This is a genomic window from Streptomyces sp. SAI-127 (genome assembly GCF_029894425.1).
In the GTDB taxonomy this organism is placed as follows: Bacteria; Actinomycetota; Actinomycetes; order Streptomycetales; family Streptomycetaceae; genus Streptomyces.
Window position 1 is genome coordinate 3863130 of sequence record NZ_JARXYJ010000001.1, and the last position, 20838, is coordinate 3883967.

A 20838-nucleotide genomic window follows, 5' to 3' on the forward strand; every position below is an offset into this window, starting at 1 on the left:
GCTTCCGGCCACGACTTGGTGACCTTGCTCACTCCAGCGGGACGGACTTCCGGGACGGATCCCTGAGGTCCGTCCCGATCGTCAGCCAGCGCTCCTGCAGAGCCTGGGCGCCGTGGACGCGCTTCCAGGCGGCCTCGTTCGGCGTCATGGGGAGCAAGGGCAGGAAGTGGACCGGGTCGAGGGGCTCGTCGAGTTCCAGGTCCTGGACCAGTCCGCCCGGCTCGGCCACCAGGACCGAGGTGAACGGGGCGCCGGGCCACAGGGGTTCACCCACGTCGAGTGAGGCGCCCGGAGCCACGACCACGCCCTCGACCTGCGGGGACGCGGCGAGCACGGCGAGCGGGCGGAGCACCTTGTCGGTGTCGGCCAGCCCTGACCGTACGGACATCAGCAGTTCGGCGCGCGGGCCCTTGACCGGGTCGGCGAGCATCGCGGTGGGGTCGCCCATCGGCTGGGCGGACATGCCGAGGGTGGCGTAGCGGACGACGTCCCCGTCGGTGAAGCGGAGCACCTCGATGCGGTCCGTGCCGAGGAAGGTGACCGCCGCGCGCGCGTCCGGCTCGCCCAGCGCGCTGCGCAACCGGGCCTCGACCAGAGGAAGAACATCTGCCATGTGGCGAGCATAGAACTCGTCAGTACCGGGCAAAGCAGCGCCTTGACACTTGGGTCGGCTGATAGTCTTGCCCGGTCGCCGGGGCAGCACGCAGAAGCGTCGCGCATCGAGTCCCGACGCCAGTGAGACTCCCTTACGGGAATGGATCGTCCCTTACGAGGGACCGGCCGGAGGAGGTGGGGCTGTCATGGATCGAAGTCGACCTGGTAGTACCACTCGTTCTTCCGGCCGCTGATGCAGCTCTGTGACTTTCGGCAACCGCCGCCTCTCACGTTCGCGTCTTCGTGCGGAAGAGCACTTCGTTCGTTTTGCCTGATCTGTCTGATCTGCAGCAGTAGCTGAATCAGTAGCGAAGCTCGCCACCGCGATGGTGCGGTGCTCCCCGCTTTGTGGACGTGCCAAACACCCACAGCAGGACGTCCCCATTCCGGGTAGTTCCATCCCTCGCCGGCGCCCTTTGTTGCCCGTCACGAAGGAGCCTGCCATGTCGATGATCCGTGACCTGCGTGCCGCCGTGCGGCCGTCGCGCCCCTCGCTGCGCAAGGACACCGGCGCGTACGACGCGACGCGCGACCCCTCGACGCCCTCCGCCGTCGTCGACTGCGCCGTCTACCGCGACGGCCGGCGCGTGGAGACCGACCAGCAGCTGAGCCCGCACGAGGCGATGCGCCAGGTGCGCCGCGACGGCGGGTTCGTCTGGATCGGTCTGCACGAGCCGAGCGAGGCCGAATTCTCCGGTATCGCCGGTGAGTTCGGGCTGCACCCGCTCGCCGTCGAGGACGCCGTGCAGGCCCACCAGCGGCCCAAGCTGGAGCGCTACGACGACTCCCTGTTCACCGTCTTCAAGACCATCCACTACGTCGAGCACGACGAGCTCACCGCCAACAGCGAGATCGTCGAGACCGGCGAGGTCATGTGCTTCACCGGCCGGGACTTCTTCATCACCGTCCGGCACGGCGGCCAGGGCTCGCTCAGGGCGCTGCGCCACCGGCTCCAGGACGACCCCGAGTTGCTCGCCAAGGGCCCCTCGGCGGTGCTGCACTCCATCGCCGACCATGTCGTCGACGGCTATGTCGCGGTCGCCGACGCGGTGCAGGACGACATCGACGAGGTCGAGACCGAGGTGTTCACCCCGGGGCGCGGCGGCAAGGTCTCGCGCGGTGTCGACTCGGCGCGGATCTACCAGCTCAAGCGTGAGGTGCTGGAGTTCAAGCGGGCCGTCGCCCCGCTGCTGCGGCCCATGCAGCTGCTCAGCGAGCGGCCGATGCGGCTCGTCGACCCCGACATCCAGAAGTACTTCCGGGACGTCGCCGACCACCTCGCCCGCGTCCAGGAGCAGGTCCTCGGCTTCGACGAGCTCCTCAACTCGATCCTCCAGGCCAACCTCGCGCAGGCGTCCGTCGCCCAGAACGAGGACATGCGCAAGATCACGTCCTGGGCCGCGATCATCGCCGTACCGACGATGGTGTGCGGTGTCTACGGCATGAACTTCGACTACATGCCGGAGACCCACTGGAAGCTCGGCTATCCGGTGATCATGGCGATCACCGGTGTCATCTGCCTGGGCATCCACCGCACCCTCAAGCGCAACGGCTGGCTCTAGGGTGGGCCCCATGACAAGTGAGCTGCTCGACCGGGCCCTCGTCGAGGAGGCCACGAAGAAGTCCGGCCTCATCTGGGTCGCGGGACCCGGCGGCCCGGCCCGCGCCCTGTGGCACGTGTGGCACGAAGGAGCCCGCGTGCCTGGTCGGTGACGGGCCCGGGGAGCAGCCGCTGCCGGGGCTGAGCGACGGGGGCGCCGCCGAGGTGACCGTCCGGAGCAAGGACAAGGGCGGTCGGCTGGTCTCCTGGGCGGCGAAGGTCGTGGAACTGGCGCCCGGATCCGAGGCGTGGGAGGCGGCGGTCGCCGAGCTCAAGGGGAAACGGCTGAACGCCCCCGACGGCGAGGCGATGACGGACCGTTGGTCCCGCGAATGCCGGGTGCTCCGCCTCGAACCGACGGGGATCACTGGACCGCTCCCCGACGGCGACCTGGCCGAACCGCCGCTGCCGACACCGGCGACCACGCGTGAGCCGATTCCCGCAGGGCTTCCGAGGCTGCTGATGAAACGGCGCAAACGCTAGGACGTCGGCAGCTGCTTGCCGTAGTCCACCGTCTCGTCCTTGCCCGGTTCGGTCAGCGAGAAGTTCTTGCCCCAGGCCGAGAAGGTCAGCGTGCCCGCGCCGCCCGCCCGGGCCAGGCGCAGGGGGTACGGCTTGCCCTCCAGGGAGACGTCCAGCGTGCCGCCGTCGCCTTTGTCACCCGTGATGCGAATCGTGCGGGTACCCGCCTGCTCATGGTGGCCGTCGGTGTCCAGGCTGCCGTGCAGCGTCAGAAGTCCGTCGAGGAGAACGTCCTTGTCCGTGAAACCGCTGAACTTCTTGTACGCCGGGTCGCCCGACGGCACCTTCACGTACTTGCCGTCGAGCTTGTCGGCGGCCGCGTCCGAGTCCGAACCGTCGCCCTTGCCGTCCTCCTGGGTCCAGAAGTCGGCGTCCGCCTTCAGGTACAGCTCCTTGCCGATCCGCAGCAGCTGGAAGGTGGCCCCCTCCGCGGTGACCGATCCGGAGCCGCCGTCGGAGTTCAGGCGCATGTCGAGTGTGTATGTACGCCCGCTGGTGACCACGTTCCCCGACAGGCGCAGCGCGTCGGCGGACCCTGCCGCCGCCCGGGTCCTGGACTGGATCTGGTCGGCGGGCAGTTTGCCGACCCCGTTGGTGCCCTCGTCGGGGTCCTCGCTGCACCCCGTCAGCCCCGTTCCCGTCACGACCAGGGCGCAGATCGCGCTCACCAGTACGGCCCTGCGGGCACGGCCCTGGGGAATCGCAGTCACAGGTGGGGCTGCCTTTCTGACGAGGGTCCTTCAGCGGCGTACGGCAGCGTACCGGGACCCCGGGCCCCGGGCGGAGCCAGACCGTCCGCACCCCTCACCAGGGCGTATCCGATCGGTACGGGCTAGCCTTAAGCCCTCCCGAGCGGGCAATCCGGACAACGAACGACGAACGCAACACCCCGTACGCAGCCTCGTATGCAAAGGAAGCACAGCCATGGCAGCGGGAGCCCCCCGGATCTTCGTCTCGCATCTCGCCGGGGTCGCCGTCTTCGATCCCAATGGCGACCAGGTGGGCCGCGTGCGCGATCTGGTCGTCGTGCTGCGCGTCGGGCGCCGGCCGCCCCGCGTTCTCGGGCTGGTCGTCGAACTCTCCACCCGTCGCCGCATCTTCCTGCCCATGACCCGCGTCACGAGCATCGAGTCCGGACAGGTCATCACCACCGGCGTGCTCAACGTCCGCCGCTTCGAGCAACGGCCCACCGAACGCCTGGTCTTCGGTGAGCTCCTCGACCGGCGCGTCACGCTCGTGGAGACGGACGAACAGGTCACCGTCCTCGACGCCTCGGTGCACCACCTGCCGGCCCGCCGGGACTGGGAGATCGACCGTGTCTTCGTGCGCAAGGGCGGCAAGGGCGGGGCGTTCCGGCGCAAGGGCGAGGCGCTGACCGTCGAGTGGTCCGCCGTTACCGGCTTCACGCTGGAGGAGCACGGACAGGGCGCCGAGAGCCTCCTCGCCACCTTCGAGCAGCTGCGCGCGGCCGACCTCGCCAACGTCCTGCACCACCTCTCCCCCAAGCGGCGCGCCGAGGTGGCCGCGGCTCTCGACGACGACCGCCTGGCCGACGTACTGGAAGAGCTCCCCGAGGACGACCAGATCGAGATCCTCGGCAAGCTGAAGCAGGAGCGGGCCGCCGACGTCCTGGAGGCCATGGACCCCGACGACGCGGCCGACCTGCTCTCCGAGCTCCCCACGGAGGAGCAGGAGCGGCTGCTGAGCCTGATGCAGCCGGGGGACGCGGCCGACATGCGGCGCCTGATGGCGTACGAGGAGCACACGGCCGGCGGTCTCATGACGACGGAACCGATCGTCCTACGGCCTGACGCGACCGTCGCCGACGCGCTCGCCCGCGTCCGCAACGCCGACCTCTCCCCGGCCCTGGCCGCCCAGGTCTACGTGTGCCGCGCGCCCGACGAGACGCCGACCGGCAAGTACCTCGGCACGGTCCACTTCCAGCGGCTGCTGCGCGACCCGCCGTACACCCTCGTCAGCTCCATGCTCGACGACGACCTGCAGGCCCTCGATCCGGACGCGACCCTGCCGGTCGTCGCCGGGTTCTTCGCGACGTACGACATGGTCGCGGCACCCGTGGTCGACGATTCGGGCTCGCTGCTCGGCGCGGTGACCGTGGACGACGTACTGGACCACATGCTGCCGGAGGACTGGCGGGAGACGGAGTTCGACTCCGAGGAGGAGACCCGTCATGGCGCCTGAGCGCGACACCTCGGCCCGTGAGCGCGGCCCGGCCGGGGCCACGGCGGCCACCCGCCCCCGCACCCGGCTCGACCAGCCGCGGTCGCCGCGCCGCCGGCTGCTGCCCGAGTGGGACCCGGAGGCGTTCGGGCGGCTGTCGGAGCGGATCGCGCGGTTCCTCGGCACCGGGCGGTTCATCGTCTGGATGACGGTCGTCATCATCGTGTGGGTGCTGTGGAACATCTTCGCGCCCCGCGATCTGCGCTTCGACCACTACCCGTTCATCTTCCTCACCCTGATGCTGTCCCTCCAGGCCTCCTACGCGGCCCCGCTGATCCTGCTCGCGCAGAACCGGCAGGACGACCGGGACCGGGTCAACCTCGAACAGGACCGCAAGCAGAACGAGCGGTCGATCGCGGACACCGAGTATCTGACCCGCGAGATCGCCGCGCTCAGGATCGGCCTCGGGGAGGTGGCGACCCGCGACTGGATCCGCTCGGAGCTCCAGGACCTGATGAAGGAACTGGAGGCACGGCAGCACGACGGGCATGTCGTATTCCCGGCAGAACGGTCGGATCGACGGTCGGGACGTGACGTAGACGACCGTTGAGAGCCGTACAGGGGTTCCTGTACGGCGCCGTACCATCGTCTGTATGGCTAGCGAAGACGCGGTGCGCGAGGCACTGGCGACGGTGAACGACCCCGAGATCAACCGGCCCATCACCGAGCTCGGGATGGTGAAGTCGGTGGAGATCGGGGCCGACGGGGCGGTCGCGGTGACCGTGTACCTGACGGTCTCCGGCTGCCCGATGCGCGAGACGATCACGCAACGCGTCACCGACGCGGTCGCGGCCGTCGAGGGCGTCACCCGCGTCGACGTCACGCTCGACGTGATGAGCGACGAACAGCGCAAGGAGCTGGCGACCGCGCTGCGCGGCGGCCAGACCGAGCGCGAGGTCCCCTTCGCGAAACCGGGGTCTTTGACGCGTGTCTACGCGGTCGCCTCCGGCAAGGGCGGTGTCGGCAAGTCCTCGGTGACGGTGAACCTGGCGGCGGCGATGGCGGCCGACGGCCTCAAGGTGGGCGTGGTCGACGCCGACATCTACGGCCACTCGGTGCCGCGCATGCTGGGCGCCGACGGCACCCCCACCCAGGTCGAGAACATGATCATGCCGCCGTCGGCGCACGGCGTGAAGGTCATCTCGATCGGCATGTTCACGCCGGGCAACGCGCCGGTGGTGTGGCGTGGACCGATGCTCCACCGTGCCCTCCAGCAGTTCCTGGCGGACGTGTACTGGGGCGACCTGGACGTACTGCTCCTGGACCTCCCCCCGGGCACGGGCGACATCGCGATCTCCGTGGCCCAGCTGGTCCCGAACGCGGAGATCCTGGTCGTGACGACCCCGCAGCAGGCGGCGGCGGAGGTCGCCGAGCGCGCCGGCTCCATCGCCGTCCAGACCCACCAGAAGATCGTCGGCGTCGTCGAGAACATGTCCGGCCTGCCGTGCCCGCACTGCGGCGAGATGGTGGACGTCTTCGGCACGGGTGGCGGTCAGACGGTGGCGGACGGCCTCACCCGCACGACGGGCGCGACGGTCCCGGTCCTCGGCTCCATCCCGATCGACGTCCGCCTCCGCGAGGGCGGCGACGACGGCAAGCCGGTCGTCCTGACCGACCCGGACTCTCCGGCGGGGGCGGCTCTGCGGGGGATCGCGGGGAAGCTCGGGGGGCGGCAGCGGGGGCTTTCGGGGCTGTCGCTGGGGATCACGCCGAAGAACAAGTTCTGAGACGCACGTGACAGAAGGCATTCCAAGGGCCCGGTAAGGTCCGTGGAATGCCGAGAGTCAAAGTCAGCGTCATCGTTCCCGTCTACAACACCGGGAAGTACGTCGACGAGTGTGCCCCCTCGCTGCTCGGGCAGAGTCTGCCCGCCGACGAGTACGAGGTCATCTACGTCGACGACGGGTCGACGGACGACACGCTGGAGCGGCTGGAGAAGATCGCCGCCGGGCATCCGAACGTCCAGGTGCACACCCGGCCGAACTCGGGCTGGCCGGGCGCACCCCGCAACCTCGGCATGCGGCACGCCAAGGGCGAGTACATCCAGTTCGTCGACCATGACGACATGCTCGGGCCCGAGGCCCTGGAGCGGCTGTACGAGCACGCCGAGCGCAATGACGCCGACGTGGTGCTCGGCAAGATGTCCAGCACGATGGTGCGTCCCCGGCGGCTGTTCCGGCACACGGTGGACGCCTGCACGATCGAGAACGACGAGCTCATGCAGAGCATGTCGCCGCACAAGATGTTCCGGCGCGCCTTCATCGAGGAGCACGGTCTGCTGTTCCCCGAGGGGCCCTGGATCCTGGAGGACCTGGCCTTCGTCAGCGCCGCCTATCTGAAGGCCGAGCGGATCTCGGTCCTGGCCGACTACCCCTGCTACTACTGGATGAAGCGGGACGACGGCGGCAACAACACCCAGCATCGCTTCAACCCGCGTCACGGCTTCTGGTCCAACTGCCGCACCATCGTGCGGCAGATCAAGGACGGCACACCTCCGTCCGACGACGTCGACGCGCTCCAGAACCGCCTGCTGCACCGCCTCTACCACGTCGAGATCCTCTCCCGGACCCGGGAGCCAGAGATCCTCCGCGAGGAGCCGGCTGAACAGCGGGAGCGCTTCGAGGCGGCCCGGAAGCTGGCGCTCGAGGAGTTCCCGCCGGCCGTACGCGAAGGGCTCCCCACCGTGTCCCGCCTCCGCGCCGAACTCCTCGAACGCGGTGACTTCGACGGCGCCGTGACCCTCGCGGAGCGCATCCGTGAGGTCAAGGCCCGCAGTACGGTCGGCGGACTGCGGTGGGAGGGTGGTCGGCTGGTCGCCGACGTCACCCTCGACCTGTTGCGCGGGGACGGCGAGCCGCTGGTGCTGGTCGAGCGGGACGGGAAGTGGTGGCTCGACCCGGAGCTGCTCGCCGGGGTACCGGGGACCGAGGACGGCTGGGAGGTCCGCGATCCGTTCCGGCTGGCGTACGCCGAACTGGTCGTCAAAGACCGCGACCGCGAGGACTGGTGGTACCCCGAGGGCGACCTGGACGTGCGGCTCGAGCCCTTCGGCCAGGGGCGGTCGCGGCTCGTGGCGTCCGGGCGGCTGCGACTCGATCCCGAACAGCTCGCGGGCGGGCGGCCGTTGGAGCGCGGCGTGCACGACGTGTGGGCGTTCGTCCAGCTGCTGGGCGTCGACCGCATGGTCCGCCTGACCGGCGACGGCACCCCGGGCGCCCCGGCCGCGGGCCCGGCGCTGACCGGCGGGCGGCTCGCGCTGCCGTACTGGACGGGCAGCGGCCAGCTCGCCCTCGACGTGGACCAGCGTCAGCGACGGCTCGGTTCCGACACGGCCGGTGCGGCCGCGGCGAACACGGCGCGCGGCGAGCGGTCGCTCCCGCTGCCGTACCTGGCGGCGACCGCGGCCAGTGGCCCGGCCCGCCTGAAGGTCACCGTGTCCGCCCTGACGGTGGACGCCGAGCTGATCGCCGGTGACGACGGGACGACGGCACGGCTGAGGCTGCCCGCTCGCCTCCGGCTCCCGGACGGACGCCACCCGGTCGCCCTCCCGAAGTCCGATGCCCCTCTCGCGTATGCCGTCGTCCGCGACGGCGCCCTGTTGCGGCTCGAGGGCCCGGCCCACGAGTCCGGTACCGGACGCCGGTTCCTCGACGCGGTCGCCGACCACCGCCAGGTCCGGCGGGTACGGCGACGACTGGGCCGATAGGACGGTTGTGGGGCACCGCACGGGCCTGCGGTGCCCCCGAACGCGCTAGGCGTACGCCGAGATGTCCTTGATCATCGCGAACCCGAGCCCGTAGGCGCTCATGCCTCTCCCGTACGCCCCCACGTGCACGCCCTCCTGCGTGGAGCCCGCGAGCACCCAGCCGAACTCCGACTCCCGGTAGTGGAAGGGCGTGGGCACCCCGTCCACCGGCAGGGACAGCGTGGACCAGTCGGCTCCTTCGAGGTCGTCCGCCAGGACCCAGGCCGTCTCGGTCTGCTGGTCGAGCCAGTCGTCCCGCAGGGAGTGGTCCATCTGGCCGGGCCAGGTGAACGACAGCAGGCCCACTCCGGCCAGCCAGGCGGCGGAGGAGACGGACGTGGCCTCCAGCAGCCCCGTGCCGTCCGCGCTCCTGCGGGAGGGGTTCGCGGCGACGGTCACGACCACCGCGAACTTCTCCTTCGGCTCCGCCGTGGAACCCACCTCGTTCTTCACCGAGGGCTCGTCACCGTGCCCGATCGACCCGTGCTCGACGGCCCCGTCGGCCGACGTGCCGACCTGCATCAGCCAGCGCGGTCCCGTGAAGGCCTCGTCGAGGCCGTACCAGGGGAAGGGCGCCTGAAGGTAGCCGTCGACCGTGCGCCGGGCGGAGGAAACCTGCTGGCCACCCTCCGCGGCCGGCGCCTGCGCGACCGCCCCACTCGTCGTCTCCATGTGCCGGACGCCTCCTACTAGCTCTCGTCGGACCGGACCGGCCCGCCCCCCTTCGGGCGGCGTCGCTGGTTCGCGTACGGCCCGCACAACAACTCGGCAGCATAGCCACACCGCTCCGAGCTGCCGGGAAACCGCCCGGCGCGCGGGGCGCACGGGTGGTGCGTTCAGGCCGTACGAGGTGAGAGCAGGGTATGAAACGCGTCACGTACGACGGGAAAAGGCGCCCGCGAGCCGAACCGCTCGACAGGCGCCTTCCGGTGGGCCGTATGGCTCAGGTGGCGTCCGCGTCGAAGGGCGGGCGGTTGTCCTCGCCGGGCTCCTCGGGCTTCTTGGTCATGTCGATCCGGCCACCCGAGGAGGACTGCGCGGGGGTGTCCGAGCTGTGCACCGCGTCGGTGACCTCGGCCATCTCCTTCTTCAGGTCGAAGCCGTTCCGGATCTCCTTGAGCCCCAGCTCGTCGTTGTCCAGCTGCTTGCGGATGAACGTCTTGGGGTTGAGGTCCTCGAACTCGAAGTCCTTGAACTCCGGGCCGAGCTCCGAGCGGATGTCCTGCTTGGCGCTCTCCGAGAACTCGCGGATCTTGCGCACGGTCCGCATGACGTCCTGGATGACCTTCGGGAGCTTGTCCGGACCGAAGACGAGCACGGCGAGGACAACGAGCGTGATCAGCTCGAGCGGTCCTATGTCATTGAACACCTGAAGCTCCTTGCGATGTCCTCGGTCCTCGGCCCTCGGTGGTCTGTGCGGTCTTCCGTGGTCCGGGCCGGGTCCACGGTACCTGCCGTTCCCGTACGACCGGTACTGTCCCGAGGGCTCCGAGTGCGGGCGGATGGGCTGTTTTCCGGGTTGTTGGCCTTGTGCAGCGCGGTTTGGGGCCGCCTCTGTGAGGTTTCTGTTAATCGGTCCTCTGACGGTTCTCTTCCGATTCTCTTAGTCGCCGTCCGAGGACCCGAGCACCAGTGAGAAGGACTTTTCCCTGCCGTCACGCTCGACCGTGAGCTCGAGGCGGTCGCCGGGGCGGTGGGCGCGGGTCTTCACGATGAGTTCGTCGCCGGAGTGGATACGGCGGCCGTCCACCTCGGTGATGACATCGCCCGCTTCGAGCCCGGCCCTGTCGCCCGGGCCACCCTCGGTCACGGCGGGTCCGCCGTCACTGCTCTTCGTCCCGACGCGGGCGCCGTCGCCGGTGTAGTCCATGTCGAGGGTGACGCCGATGACCGGGTGGGTCGCCTTGCCCGTGTTGATCAGTTCTTCGGCGACCCGCTTGGCCTGGTTGACGGGGATCGCGAAGCCGAGACCTATCGAGCCGGCCTGTCCGGTCTCGGAACCGGATCCGCCGTCGGCTGAACGGATGGCGGAGTTGATGCCGACGACCCGGGCCCGGGAGTCGAGGAGCGGGCCGCCGGAGTTGCCGGGGTTGATGGGGGCGTCGGTCTGCAGGGCGTCGACGTACGACACATCGCTGCCGCCCCCGCTCTCGCCTCCGGCGGTGATGGGCCGTTCCTTCGCGCTGATGATGCCGGAGGTGACGGTGCCCTCCAGGTCGAAGGGGGCGCCGATGGCGACGACCGGGTCGCCGACCTGGACGTTGTCGGAGTTGCCGAGGGTCATGGGCTTCAGCCCGCTGACATCGCTCACCTCGACGACGGCGAGGTCGTACCCGCTGTCCCGTCCCACGACGGTGGCCTTGGCGGTGTCCCCGCTGTGAAAGGTCACCGATATCTCGCCGTCGGTCCCGGCCGGCTCCACGACGTGGTTGTTGGTCAGGATGTGCCCGCGATCGTCCAGCACGAAGCCGGTACCGGTACCGGACTCCCCGGCCCCGCTCACATGCAGGGTCACGACGCTGGGCAGGGCCCGTGCGGCGATCCCGGCGACACTGTCGGGAGCCCGCCCCCTGGGCTCCTCCGCAGCCTGCGGCAACTCCACGACGTCCCCTCCCGCACCGTTGCGCTCGAGATACGCCCCTACGATCCCGCCGACACCGCCTGCGACGAGCGCGAGCAGGAGAGCACCGGCGAGGAGCGCTCGCCGGGTCCGGCGACGCGGCGTGTCCAAGGCGGCGCCCGTTTGCTGGAGGGGGGCGGGGACGGGGGCCCAGGGGTCGTAGTTCTGCCAGGGGGTGCGTGTGGAGGTGCCCGGGGTCGGGGGTGGGAAGGGGAGGGGCGGGGCCGGAAGGGCGTCATCGCCCGCCGGGACCGACGAGGGCACCGGTGAGCTGTGGGAAGGCGTTCGGGGTGCTTCCAGTGGGGTGGGCGTGGGTGAGCCGTCGTCTTCTCGCGCCCCGGAAGTGACCATGTCCCGGGCCACAGGCATGCCGTAGGCGGGCGACGGAGGCGGTGCGGGCGCAGATGAGCCCTGCGGCTCGGGCACGGCCACGCCACCGTCCTCCGGCGGCCCGGAAGTGACCGCGCCCCGGGCCACAGGCATGCCGTAGGCGGGCGACGGAGGCGGTGCGGGCGCAGATGAGCCCTGCGGCTCGGGCACGGCCACGCCACCGTCCTCCGGCGGCCCGGAAGTGACCGTGCCCCGGGCCACAGGCGTGCCGTGGGCGGGCGACGGAGGCGGTGTGGGTATCGCTGTGCCGGGTGGGGGTGCGGTCGCCGGATGCTGGACCGGCGGGGCGGGGGCCCAGGGGCCCGGCACGCCGTACGGCGGGGTGCTGGTGGAGTCGGAGACGTGCGCAGGCTCGGGACGGTCCGTGGCGGGCTCGGCAGGCGCCTGGCCGACGGCGTCGACCGGCTCGGTGGACCGGTCGTCGACGGTAGTGTCCGTCGCAGGGGCCTCCGTCGGCAGCGCAGCCGCCGACACCGGCCGCGCCAACGCGAACTCCCCGTCCGCGGCGGACGAGTCCCGCGGCGCCGTGAGCTCGTAGTCCCCCTCCTCGACGGACAAGCCGCTCGGGGCCGGGAGCTCGTAGTCCCCCTCCGCGTTCGCCCCGCCGAGCGGAGCCCTCAACTCGAAGTCGCCCTCGTCCCGGATCGCCGACACATCTGTCCCCGCACCGGCAACCCGATCCCTGGAAGCCGCCCCGAGCTCAGAGTCCACCCCAACCCTCGGCACACCAGCCCCCGCACCGTCGGCCGCATCCCCCCGAGCCGCAAGCTCGAAGTCGCCCTCGACCCCTGGCACAACAGACCCAGGCACCCCATCCTCCGGAGCCCTCAACACGAAGTCGCCGTCGGATGGTGTCGTGGCAGGTGTCGGCGTGTCGCTCTCGCCCGGCCCGGAAACCCCCCGTGGCCTGGGTCGGCTCCACCATTTCGACTTCGTGGGCTTCCCCTCGTCCATGCTCTCCCCACAGCTGACCGGCCGCGGTGCGCGGCACGTCGACCTACCTGTGGATTCAACCAGGTTCACGCGCCGCGGAGCAGGGCGCCGGTCAGCGGGAGGTGCTGGGAGGCGTGGGCGCGGACATGCTGTGGGGGACGGGCGCGGCGGGGAGGCCGGAGGCGGAGAGGTCCGGGGTCGCGGACCAGGACGTCAGGGTGAGCGGTGGGGTGGTGCTGAGCGGACGTATGAGGGGGGACATCGCGGCGGCACCGGCGAGCACGGGCGCCGTGAGGGTGTGCAGAGCCGCCTCCTCGACCTGAGCGGGGACACCCGGCAACAGCGGCGCGGACGCCTCGGTCGGGGAGACCGGGGTGTCGCCGAGCATCCGCTGTCCTTGATCCTGTGCGAGCAACGGACCCACGCCACGCCGCCGTTGGTTCTCCGGCACCGCCGCTCCCGTGCCCGGCGTGCGCGCCGGAGTCACATTGCTGCCGGCCCCTCGGGCGTCGGTGTCGCCCGGCGCACCCGTGGTGACGCCGCCCAGCGCGATCGCGGCCAGCGACACCGCCCCGGCGGCGACGAAGGCGAACCTCATGCCGCGCGAGGCGGAGCGCTCGGCCTCGTGACGGCTGACGTCATGGATGCGGAAGCCCCGGCCCGCGGAGGGCGGGAGCATCGCGGCGTGCGGGCGGGCGGGGACGTAGCCGAACTCGAAGCGCTCGCCACGTCTCACGCCGAAGGCTCCGGCGGCGCCGGGTCGTCCCGACAGTTTTCCGAGCCCTCCCCCGCCGAACGGCGAGCTGTCGCCGTCCTCCGGATCACCTCCCGGCAAACCCTGGAGGCGAGCCAGGAAGCTCTCCGAGGGCGGGGGCGGGGCGGCCTCCGCGAAGACGTTCTTCAGGCGGCGCTGGGCGTCCGCCTCCGCCTTGCACTTCGGGCAGGTGGCGAGGTGCGCGAGAACACGCTCCCGCGTGGCATGACCGAGCTCGCCGTCCACCAGGGCGGCGAGTCGGTCTCCCAGATGCTGTTCCGCGAGGCTCCCCTCGCCGGGTTTGGGCAGTGATCCACTCACGCGGACGCGCCCCCTCCCCCCAAGGCGGGGACCCTGGCCATGAAGGAGCGGCGCTCGGCGCGGGCCTCGGGCGAACGGTGCGCGAGGGCCTTGCGCAGCTGGGACCGGCCGCGGTGGATCCGTGAGCGGACGGTGCCGAGCTTGACGCCCAGGGTCGCGGCGATCTCCTCGTACGACAGTCCTTCGATGTCGCACAGGACGACCGCGGCGCGGAACTCCGGCGCGAGGGTGTCGAGGGCCTGCTGGACGTCCGCGTCGAAGTGGGCGTCGTTGAAGACCTGCTGGGGTGAGGGCTCGCGGCTGGGCAGTCGCTCGGCAGCGTCCTCGCCGAGGGCGTCGAAGCGGATGCGCTGCTTGCGGCGGACCATGTCCAGGAAGAGGTTGGTGGTGATGCGGTGCAGCCAGCCCTCGAAGGTGCCCGGTGTGTAGGTGGACAGCGAGCGGAAGACGCGGACGAAGACCTCCTGCGTGAGGTCCTCGGCGTCGTGCTGGTTGCCGGTGAGCCGGTACGCGAGGCGGTAGACCCGGACGCTGTGCGTGCTGACGATCTCCTCCCAGGTGGGCGGAGTCCACGCCTGCCCGTCCGCGTCGGTGGCAAAGGTCGCGGTCTGGGCGTAGTCGCCGGCGTGGCTGTGGTCAGCAGTGTTGTTCACGGATTTCGGCCTGCCCGCCGATCCGAGGAAGCGCCGCAGCACTCCCCCACGATCTCCAGGCGCGGCCGCACCTCCCCTGTCGGCTCTGGTTGTCTCCAGTGGAGCCCCTACCATAGCCACCTCGCCCGTTAGCTCCGGATAAGCGGTTTTACGAGAATTTGATCTGGGCTGATACCACTCGGTCCCCTGCGTCAGCAGTTGCTCGAGGGCCTGCTCGGCATCGTGATCCAACTGTGTCCCCCCGGGTGCGTCTCCACCCCTCTAAACGCCCGGTCCCATCTGCGGGTTCCCGGCGGCAACGGATACAGTCACGCCCAGGCAACCACGGGGCAAGGAGAGGCTCATTACCGGCAACCGGCAGACGAGCTGGGCGTTCGCCGACGCCTATGTCGCCGAGGACGAAACCCTGCGCTGGGCCCGCGACCGGGCCCGTGACGCGGGGCTGCGCTCGGTGTCGCCCGGCACGGGCGCGGCGCTGCGGTTGCTGGCCGCCTCCGTGGACGCCAAGGCGGTCGCCGAGATCGGCACCGGCACCGGTGTCTCCGGCATCCACCTGCTGCACGGCATGCGCCCGGACGGGGTGCTGACCACCGTCGACCCCGAGCCGGAGCACCAGCAGTTCGCCCGCCAGGCCTTCCGTGCCTGTGGCTTCGCCAGCAACCGGGCCCGCTTCATTCCGGGCCGCGCGCTGGACGTCCTGCCCCGCCTCGCCGACGCCGGCTACGACCTCGTCTTCTGCGACGGCGACCGGCAGGAGGTCATGGACTACCTCGCTGAATCGTTGCGCCTGCTGCGCCCGGGGGGCCTGGTCGTCTTCGAGGGCGTCTTCGCCAACGGCCGCACGATGGATTCGGGACCGCAGCCCACGGAGGTGCTGCGCCTCAGGGAGCTGCTGCGGGCCGCACGCGAGAGCCAGGACCTGATGCCGTCACTGCTGCCGGTGGGTGACGGACTGCTCTGCGCGGTCAAGCGCTGAGCCGGTGAGGGCCGTACGGCCATTCGTGGAAAAGCCCGGGCAAACTACTGCCCCGGCATCTCCTGAGATGCCGGGGCAGTCGAAAGGGTATGGTCGCTTCCGCTCAGCCGACGACCTTCTTGAGGGCGTCGCCAAGGGCGTCGGCCTCGTCAGGGGTCAGCTCGACGACGAGCCGACCGCCGCCTTCGAGCGGAACGCGCATGACGATGCCCCGCCCCTCCTTGGTCACCTCGAGCGGGCCATCGCCCGTCCGCGGCTTCATGGCCGCCATGCTCGTTCCCCTTCCTGAAACCAGCTCATCGTCAAAGCCGACAGCCCTGGGAGGGCACGCGCGTCAAAGTGGGACACGCGCCACCGGCATCGAACACATTGCTTCCAAGCCATTATCCCGCATCTCAGGACCCGATGACCAACATCAGTCGGCATCGCTTGGGCAACGCGCGCGAGCAAAACCACTCAATTCGGCGATGTGGCTGCGATACTCCGCCGCCGCGCCGATCCCGGCCGGGCGTGAGCGCTCCGGAATTCTTTGACGCAGGTCACACGTCCGGTCCGGTCCTCGGACGGCGATCTCCGCCATGCTGTCCCTCGGACATCGGATGCAGCGGACACACCGGAGGGGATACGCCATGGCCGACACCGTGCTCTACGAGGTGCACGACGGGCTCGCGACGATCACGCTGAACCGACCGGAGGCGATGAACGCGCTGAACATCGCCACGAAGGTCGCGCTGCGGGAGGCCGTGGAGTCGGCGGCCTCGGACGACGCCGTACGGGCCGTGCTGCTCACCGCCGCCGGGGAGCGGGCGTTCTGCGTGGGGCAGGACCTCAAGGAGCACATCGGGCTGCTGATGCAGGGCTCCGACGTCGTGATGAGTACGGTCAAGGAGCACTACAACCCCGTGGTGCGGGCGCTGACGGAGATGCGGAAGCCCGTGGTCGCCGGGGTGAACGGGGTGGCGGCCGGGGCAGGCTTCGGGCTGGCGCTGGCCGCGGACTACCGGGTGGTGGCGGACACCGCCGCCTTCAACACGTCCTTCGCGGGGGTCGCGCTGACCGCGGACTCCGGGATCTCGTGGACGCTGCCGCGGGTGGTCGGGCCGGGCAGGGCCGCGGATCTGCTGCTCTTTCCCCGGACCGTCTCGGCCCAGGACGCCTATGAACTGGGCATCGTGAACCGTCTCGTGCCGTCGACCGAGCTGCCCGCGGAGGCGGAGAAGGTGGCGCGGGCGCTGGCCTCGGGGCCGACGGTGGCGTACGGGGCGATCAAGGAGTCCCTCTCGTACGCGCTGTCGCACTCTCTGGCGGAGACGCTGGAGAAGGAGGACGAGCTGCAGGGACGGGCCGGGGCGTCCGAGGACCATGCGATCGCCGTGCGGGCGTTCGTGAACAAGGAGACGCCGGAGTATCTGGGGCGGTGACCCGCCGTCGCGGGGCGCGCCCCTAAAGGCGTCTCGCCACGCACGATTCCAGGTGGTCGTCGACCAGACCGCAGGCCTGCATCAGTGCGTACGCCGTCGTCGGACCCACGAAGCGCAGGCCGCGCTTCTTCAGTGCCTTCGACAGGGCGGTCGACTCCGGAGTCACCGCCGGGACGTCTCCCAGGGTCTTGGGGATCGCATGAGAAGCCGGCGCGTGGGACCAGATCAGCTCGTCCAGCTCGCCCGGGGCCCACTCGGCCAGCACGCGCGCGTTGGCCATCGTCGCGTCGATCTTGGCGCGGTTGCGGATGATTCCCGGGTCGAGCAGCAGGCGGTCGCGGTCGGCCTCGCCGAACGTGGCCACCTTGGCGATCTCGAAGCCCGCGAAGGCGGCGCGGAAGCCCTCGCGGCGGCGCAGGATCGTGATCCAGGACAGGCCGGACTGGAAGGCCTCCAGGCTGAGGCGTTCGTACAGGGCGTCGTCGCCGTGGACCGGGCGGCCCCACTCCTCGTCGTGGTACGTCACGTAGTCCGGCGTGGACAGAGCCCAGGGGCAGCGCGGCGCGCCGTCCGGTCCGGCCAGGGCAGTGCCGTCGCTCACCGCTGCTCCCCATGGCCGTGCTCGGGCTTCTCCATGGAGACGTGGGCCGCGGCCCGGGCCCCGGCCAGCGCGGACTCCAGGTCGGCGATCCGGGCGTCCCGCTCGGCGAGTTCCGCGCCGAGGCGGCTGAGCGCGTCGTCGACGTCCGCCATGCGGTAGCCGCGGGCGGTCAGCGGGAAGCGCAGGCTGTCGATGTCCGCGCGGTTCAGCGGTCGGTCCGGCGGCAGCGGGTCCTGGAGCCGCTCGGGGGTGACGTCCGGCAGCGGGCCGTCGCTCTCCCCGCCGCCCACCACGGCGAGCGTCACCGCGGCGACCACGACCGCGAGCGCGATGACCAGGAACAAGAACATAACCATCGCTGAGGTCCCCATGGTCCCTGCCGGCGGCCGGCCGCCGGCGTCGAATGTGTCAGGGTCCGATCGTGCCATGCGAGTCTGACAGTTAGGGTCGCAGGCGGCCGCAGACTCCGAACACACAGACGCACGAAGTGAGGTCACAGGCGATGCTCAGGCTGGGCAGGCGTGAATTCGACGCGCACGAGCCGGTGATCATGGCGATCGTGAACCGGACCCCCGACTCCTTCTACGACCAGGGAGCCACGTTCCTCGACGAGCCCGCGCTCGCGCGCGTGGAGCAGGCGGTGGCCGAAGGGGCCGCCATCATCGACGTCGGCGGGGTCAAGGCCGGGCCCGGGGAAGAGGTCTCCGCGGCGGAGGAGGCGCGGCGGACCGTCGGGTTCGTGGCGGAGGTGCGGCGGCGGTTCCCGGACGTGATCATCAGCGTCGACACCTGGCGGGCGTCCGTCGGTGAGGCCGTGTGCGAGGCGGGGGCGGATCTGCTCAACGACGCGTGGGGCGGGGTCGATCCGGGGCTCGCCGAGGTCGCCGCGCGGTACGGGGTGGGGCTGGTGTGCACGCACGCGGGCGGCGCCGAGCCGCGTACCCGGCCGCATCGGGTGACGTACGACGACGTCATGGCCGACATTCTGCGGGTGACCGTGGGGCTCGCCGAGCGGGCGGTGGCTCTGGGGGTGCCCCGGGAGTCCGTGATGATCGATCCCGGGCACGACTTCGGGAAGAACACGCGGCACAGTCTCGAGGCGACCCGGCGGCTCGGGGAGATGGTCGGGACGGGGTGGCCCGTGCTGGTGTCCCTGTCCAACAAGGACTTCGTGGGCGAGACCCTGGACAAGCCGGTGAAGGAACGGGTGGTCGGGACGCTGGCGACCACCGCGGTGTCGGCGTGGCTGGGGGCGCAGGTGTACCGGGTGCACGAGGTCGCCGAGACCCGGCAGGTGCTGGACATGGTGGCGTCGATCGCGGGGCATCGGCCTCCGGCGGTCGCGCGTCGAGGGCTGGCGTAGGAACCCTTCCGCAACCGCTCCTCACACGCCGGAGGGGCTGATTTCCCAGCCCCTCCGGCGTTCCGACCCCACAAGGACTACCGACCCGCCTCCTTGGACACCAACGCCACCGCCTCGTCCACGTCGTCCGTCACGTGGAACAGCAGCAGGTCCTTCTCCGACGCCTTGCCCTGGGCGATCAGGGTGTTCTTGAGCCAGTCGACCAGTCCGCCCCAGTACTCGCTGCCGAAGAGGACGATCGGGAAGCGGGTGACCTTCTGGGTCTGGACCAGCGTCAACGCCTCGAACAGCTCGTCCAGGGTGCCGAGTCCGCCCGGCAGGACCACGAAACCCTGCGCGTACTTCACGAACATCATCTTGCGGACGAAGAAGTAGCGGAAGTTGAGGCCGATGTCGACGTAGGGGTTGAGCCCCTGCTCGAACGGGAGCTCGATGCCGAGGCCGACGGAGGTGCCGTTCGCCTCGCAGGCACCCTTGTTGGCCGCCTCCATGGCACCGGGGCCGCCGCCGGTGATGACGGCGAAGCCGGCCTCCACCAGGCCCCGGCCGAGCCGCACGCCCGCCTCGTACTCCGGAGAGTCCGCAGGCGTTCGCGCGGAGCCGAACACGCTGATCGCGGGCGGGAGTTCGGCGAGCGTGCCGAAGCCCTCGATGAACTCCGACTGGATGCGCAGAACGCGCCAGGGGTCGGTGTGGACCCAGTCCGAGGGACCGCCCGCGTCCAGCAGGCGCTGGTCGGTCGTGCTCGCCGTGACCTGTCCCCGCCTGCGGAGGACAGGTCCCAGGCGCTGCTCCTCCGGCGGCTGCTTCTTGCCCTCGGGGTTCCCGGTAGCCATGTGCGCTCCCTCCGCTTGCCTGGTCTTTCCGTCTCAGCGTAGATCTACGCGGGTTACGGAGGGGGGACGTCCGCGTGTCCGCCATGAAGCGCCACGGCGCGGACCGACGTCACGACGTCAGCCAGGCCCTCAGCTTCTCCTCCGCCTCCGGAATCAGCGACACCTTCACCCGCTCGTCCACCTTGTGCGCGAGCAGCGGCTGACCGGGGCTGTAGTTCACCGCGGGCACGCCGAGCGCGCTGAAGCGGGACACGTCCGTCCAGCCGAACTTGGGGCGGGCGACGCCCCCGACCGCCGCCATGAAGGCCTGGGCGACGGGGTGGGTGAGGCCGGGGCGGGCACCGCCGGTGTGGTCGTCGACGGTGAACTCGTCGACCCCGCAGTCCGCGAAGAAGTCCCGCACGAAGGCCTCCGCCTCGGCCTCGCTGCGGTCCGGGGCGTAACGGAAGTTGACCGTCAGCGTGCAGGAGTCGGGGATGACGTTCGTGGCCACGCCGCCCTCCACCCGCACCGCGTTGAGACCCTCGTGGAACTCGAGCCCGTCCACCACCGGCTTGCGCGGCTCGTAGGCCGCCAGCTTCGCGAGGGCGGGAGCGGCCTTGTGGATCGCGTTGGTCCCCATCCACGCGCGCGCTGAATGCGCACGCTCTCCCTTGAACGTCAGCAGCACCCGCAGAGTTCCCTGGCAGCCGCCCTCGACCTGGTTGTCCGTCGGCTCCAGAAGGACCGCGAAGTCGCCCTCCAGCCACTCGGGGTGGGCCTCGGCCACATGTCCCAGGCCGTTGAGGTGTGCCGCGACCTCTTCGTTGTCGTAGAAGATGAAGGTGAGGTCGCGGTTGGGCTCGGGGACCGTCGCCGCGATCCGCAGCTGGACGGCGACCCCGGACTTCATGTCGCAGGTGCCGCAGCCCCACAGGTAGCCCTCGTCGTCGAGGCGGGAGGGGACGTTGCCCGCGATGGGGACCGTGTCGATGTGGCCGGCGAGGATGACGCGTTCCGGACGGCCGAGGTCGGTGCGGGCGACGACGTTGTTGCCATGGCGGTCGACCGTCAGGTGCGGCAGGGCGCGCAGGGCGGTCTCGATCGCGTCCGCCAGGGGCTTCTCGCTGCCGCTCTCGGAGGGGAAGTCGACGAGCTGCGCGGTGAGCTGAGCTGCGTCCAGCGAAAGGTCAAGAGGGGTGTCGGCCATGCTCCCGACCCTAACGCCC

20 protein-coding genes and 1 pseudogene are annotated in these 20838 nt (G+C 70.7%); 9 read left to right on the forward strand and 12 right to left on the reverse strand.

Annotation, left to right across the window (positions count from 1 at the left end):
- Window positions 1-28: 28 nt before the first annotated feature.
- Window positions 29-613: a suppressor of fused domain protein gene (locus tag M2157_RS17475; protein WP_280862701.1), complete on the reverse strand. Its 585-nt coding sequence runs from the start codon at window positions 611-613 to the stop codon at window positions 29-31.
- A gap of 484 nt (window positions 614-1097) precedes the next feature.
- On the opposite strand from M2157_RS17475, the gene M2157_RS17480 reads away from it, so the two are divergent.
- Window positions 1098-2216, forward strand: coding sequence for a magnesium and cobalt transport protein CorA (locus M2157_RS17480; RefSeq protein ID WP_266522050.1), 1119 nt, complete (start codon window positions 1098-1100; stop codon window positions 2214-2216).
- Window positions 2217-2226: 10 nt separating this feature from the next.
- Window positions 2227-2737: pseudogene (locus M2157_RS17485) on the forward strand (hypothetical protein).
- On the opposite strand, the gene M2157_RS17490 reads toward M2157_RS17485, so the two are convergent.
- On the reverse strand, window positions 2734-3486 hold the full coding sequence (locus M2157_RS17490; RefSeq protein WP_280862703.1) for a hypothetical protein: 753 nt from the start codon (window positions 3484-3486) through the stop codon (window positions 2734-2736). The pseudogene M2157_RS17485 and the gene M2157_RS17490 sit on opposite strands and share 4 nt — an antisense overlap.
- A 214-nt stretch (window positions 3487-3700) precedes the next feature.
- Between M2157_RS17490 and M2157_RS17495 the strand changes: the two genes are divergently transcribed.
- The 4 genes from M2157_RS17495 to M2157_RS17510 are packed head-to-tail and all read left to right on the forward strand — an operon-like array spanning window position 3701 to window position 8723.
- Window positions 3701-4978, forward strand: a complete 1278-nt coding sequence (locus tag M2157_RS17495) for a CBS domain-containing protein (protein WP_280862704.1) — start codon at window positions 3701-3703, stop codon at window positions 4976-4978.
- Entirely contained in the window at window positions 4968-5567 is a 600-nt protein-coding gene (locus M2157_RS17500; protein WP_280865678.1) for a DUF1003 domain-containing protein, read from the forward strand. Before M2157_RS17495 ends, M2157_RS17500 begins: the two co-directional genes overlap by 11 nt.
- Before the next feature lie 43 nt (window positions 5568-5610).
- Window positions 5611-6744, forward strand: coding sequence for an Mrp/NBP35 family ATP-binding protein (locus M2157_RS17505; protein WP_280862706.1), 1134 nt, complete (start codon window positions 5611-5613; stop codon window positions 6742-6744).
- A gap of 47 nt (window positions 6745-6791) precedes the next feature.
- Window positions 6792-8723: a glycosyltransferase family A protein gene (locus M2157_RS17510; RefSeq protein ID WP_280865680.1), complete on the forward strand. Its 1932-nt coding sequence runs from the start codon at window positions 6792-6794 to the stop codon at window positions 8721-8723.
- A gap of 45 nt (window positions 8724-8768) precedes the next feature.
- On the opposite strand, the gene M2157_RS17515 is transcribed toward M2157_RS17510, so the two are convergent.
- The 5 genes from M2157_RS17515 to sigE form a co-directional block, all read right to left on the reverse strand.
- Window positions 8769-9434, reverse strand: a complete 666-nt coding sequence (locus M2157_RS17515; RefSeq protein ID WP_280865681.1) for a hypothetical protein — start codon at window positions 9432-9434, stop codon at window positions 8769-8771.
- Between the two features lie 271 nt (window positions 9435-9705).
- Window positions 9706-10131: a sec-independent translocase gene (locus M2157_RS17520; RefSeq protein ID WP_280862709.1), complete on the reverse strand. Its 426-nt coding sequence runs from the start codon at window positions 10129-10131 to the stop codon at window positions 9706-9708.
- Between the two features lie 234 nt (window positions 10132-10365).
- The gene (locus M2157_RS17525; RefSeq protein ID WP_280865682.1) at window positions 10366-12426 is read right to left on the reverse strand and encodes a trypsin-like peptidase domain-containing protein; all 2061 of its coding nucleotides are present in this window, start codon (window positions 12424-12426) and stop codon (window positions 10366-10368) included.
- A 391-nt stretch (window positions 12427-12817) separates the two neighbouring features.
- Window positions 12818-13780: a zf-HC2 domain-containing protein gene (locus tag M2157_RS17530; protein ID WP_280862712.1), complete on the reverse strand. Its 963-nt coding sequence runs from the start codon at window positions 13778-13780 to the stop codon at window positions 12818-12820.
- On the reverse strand, window positions 13777-14475 hold the full coding sequence (sigE, locus tag M2157_RS17535; RefSeq protein WP_266522022.1) for an RNA polymerase sigma factor SigE: 699 nt from the start codon (window positions 14473-14475) through the stop codon (window positions 13777-13779). Before sigE ends, M2157_RS17530 begins: the two co-directional genes overlap by 4 nt.
- 235 nt (window positions 14476-14710) lie before the next feature.
- Between sigE and M2157_RS17540 the strand changes: the two genes are divergently transcribed.
- Entirely contained in the window at window positions 14711-15409 is a 699-nt protein-coding gene (locus tag M2157_RS17540) for an O-methyltransferase (RefSeq protein WP_280863795.1), read from the forward strand.
- Window positions 15410-15512: 103 nt separating this feature from the next.
- Here the strand turns inward: M2157_RS17540 and M2157_RS17545 are convergent, their stop codons facing one another.
- Window positions 15513-15680 (reverse strand): DUF3117 domain-containing protein, encoded by a 168-nt coding sequence (locus tag M2157_RS17545; RefSeq protein ID WP_003966491.1) that lies wholly within the window; start codon window positions 15678-15680, stop codon window positions 15513-15515.
- 358 nt (window positions 15681-16038) lie between these two features.
- Here M2157_RS17545 and M2157_RS17550 point away from each other — a divergent pair, with 358 nt between their 5' ends.
- Window positions 16039-16830: an enoyl-CoA hydratase-related protein gene (locus M2157_RS17550; RefSeq protein WP_280862713.1), complete on the forward strand. Its 792-nt coding sequence runs from the start codon at window positions 16039-16041 to the stop codon at window positions 16828-16830.
- Between the two features lie 22 nt (window positions 16831-16852).
- Here M2157_RS17550 and M2157_RS17555 read toward each other — a convergent pair whose 3' ends face one another.
- Both M2157_RS17555 and M2157_RS17560 read right to left on the reverse strand, forming a co-directional pair.
- Window positions 16853-17431, reverse strand: coding sequence for a DNA-3-methyladenine glycosylase I (locus tag M2157_RS17555; RefSeq protein ID WP_280865683.1), 579 nt, complete (start codon window positions 17429-17431; stop codon window positions 16853-16855).
- Complete coding sequence (locus M2157_RS17560; RefSeq protein WP_280862715.1) at window positions 17428-17787, reverse strand: DivIVA domain-containing protein; 360 nt, start codon at window positions 17785-17787, stop codon at window positions 17428-17430. Before M2157_RS17560 ends, M2157_RS17555 begins: the two co-directional genes overlap by 4 nt.
- 146 nt (window positions 17788-17933) lie before the next feature.
- On the opposite strand from M2157_RS17560, the gene folP reads away from it, so the two are divergent.
- The gene (folP, locus tag M2157_RS17565; RefSeq protein ID WP_280862716.1) at window positions 17934-18794 is read left to right on the forward strand and encodes a dihydropteroate synthase; all 861 of its coding nucleotides are present in this window, start codon (window positions 17934-17936) and stop codon (window positions 18792-18794) included.
- Window positions 18795-18871: 77 nt separating this feature from the next.
- Here folP and M2157_RS17570 read toward each other — a convergent pair whose 3' ends face one another.
- The gene (locus M2157_RS17570; RefSeq protein ID WP_057610047.1) at window positions 18872-19630 is read right to left on the reverse strand and encodes a TIGR00730 family Rossman fold protein; all 759 of its coding nucleotides are present in this window, start codon (window positions 19628-19630) and stop codon (window positions 18872-18874) included.
- Window positions 19631-19739: 109 nt separating this feature from the next.
- A complete protein-coding gene (dapE, locus tag M2157_RS17575; protein ID WP_280865684.1) occupies window positions 19740-20819 on the reverse strand; it encodes a succinyl-diaminopimelate desuccinylase in 1080 nt (359 codons plus the stop codon).
- Window positions 20820-20838 lie beyond the last annotated feature (19 nt).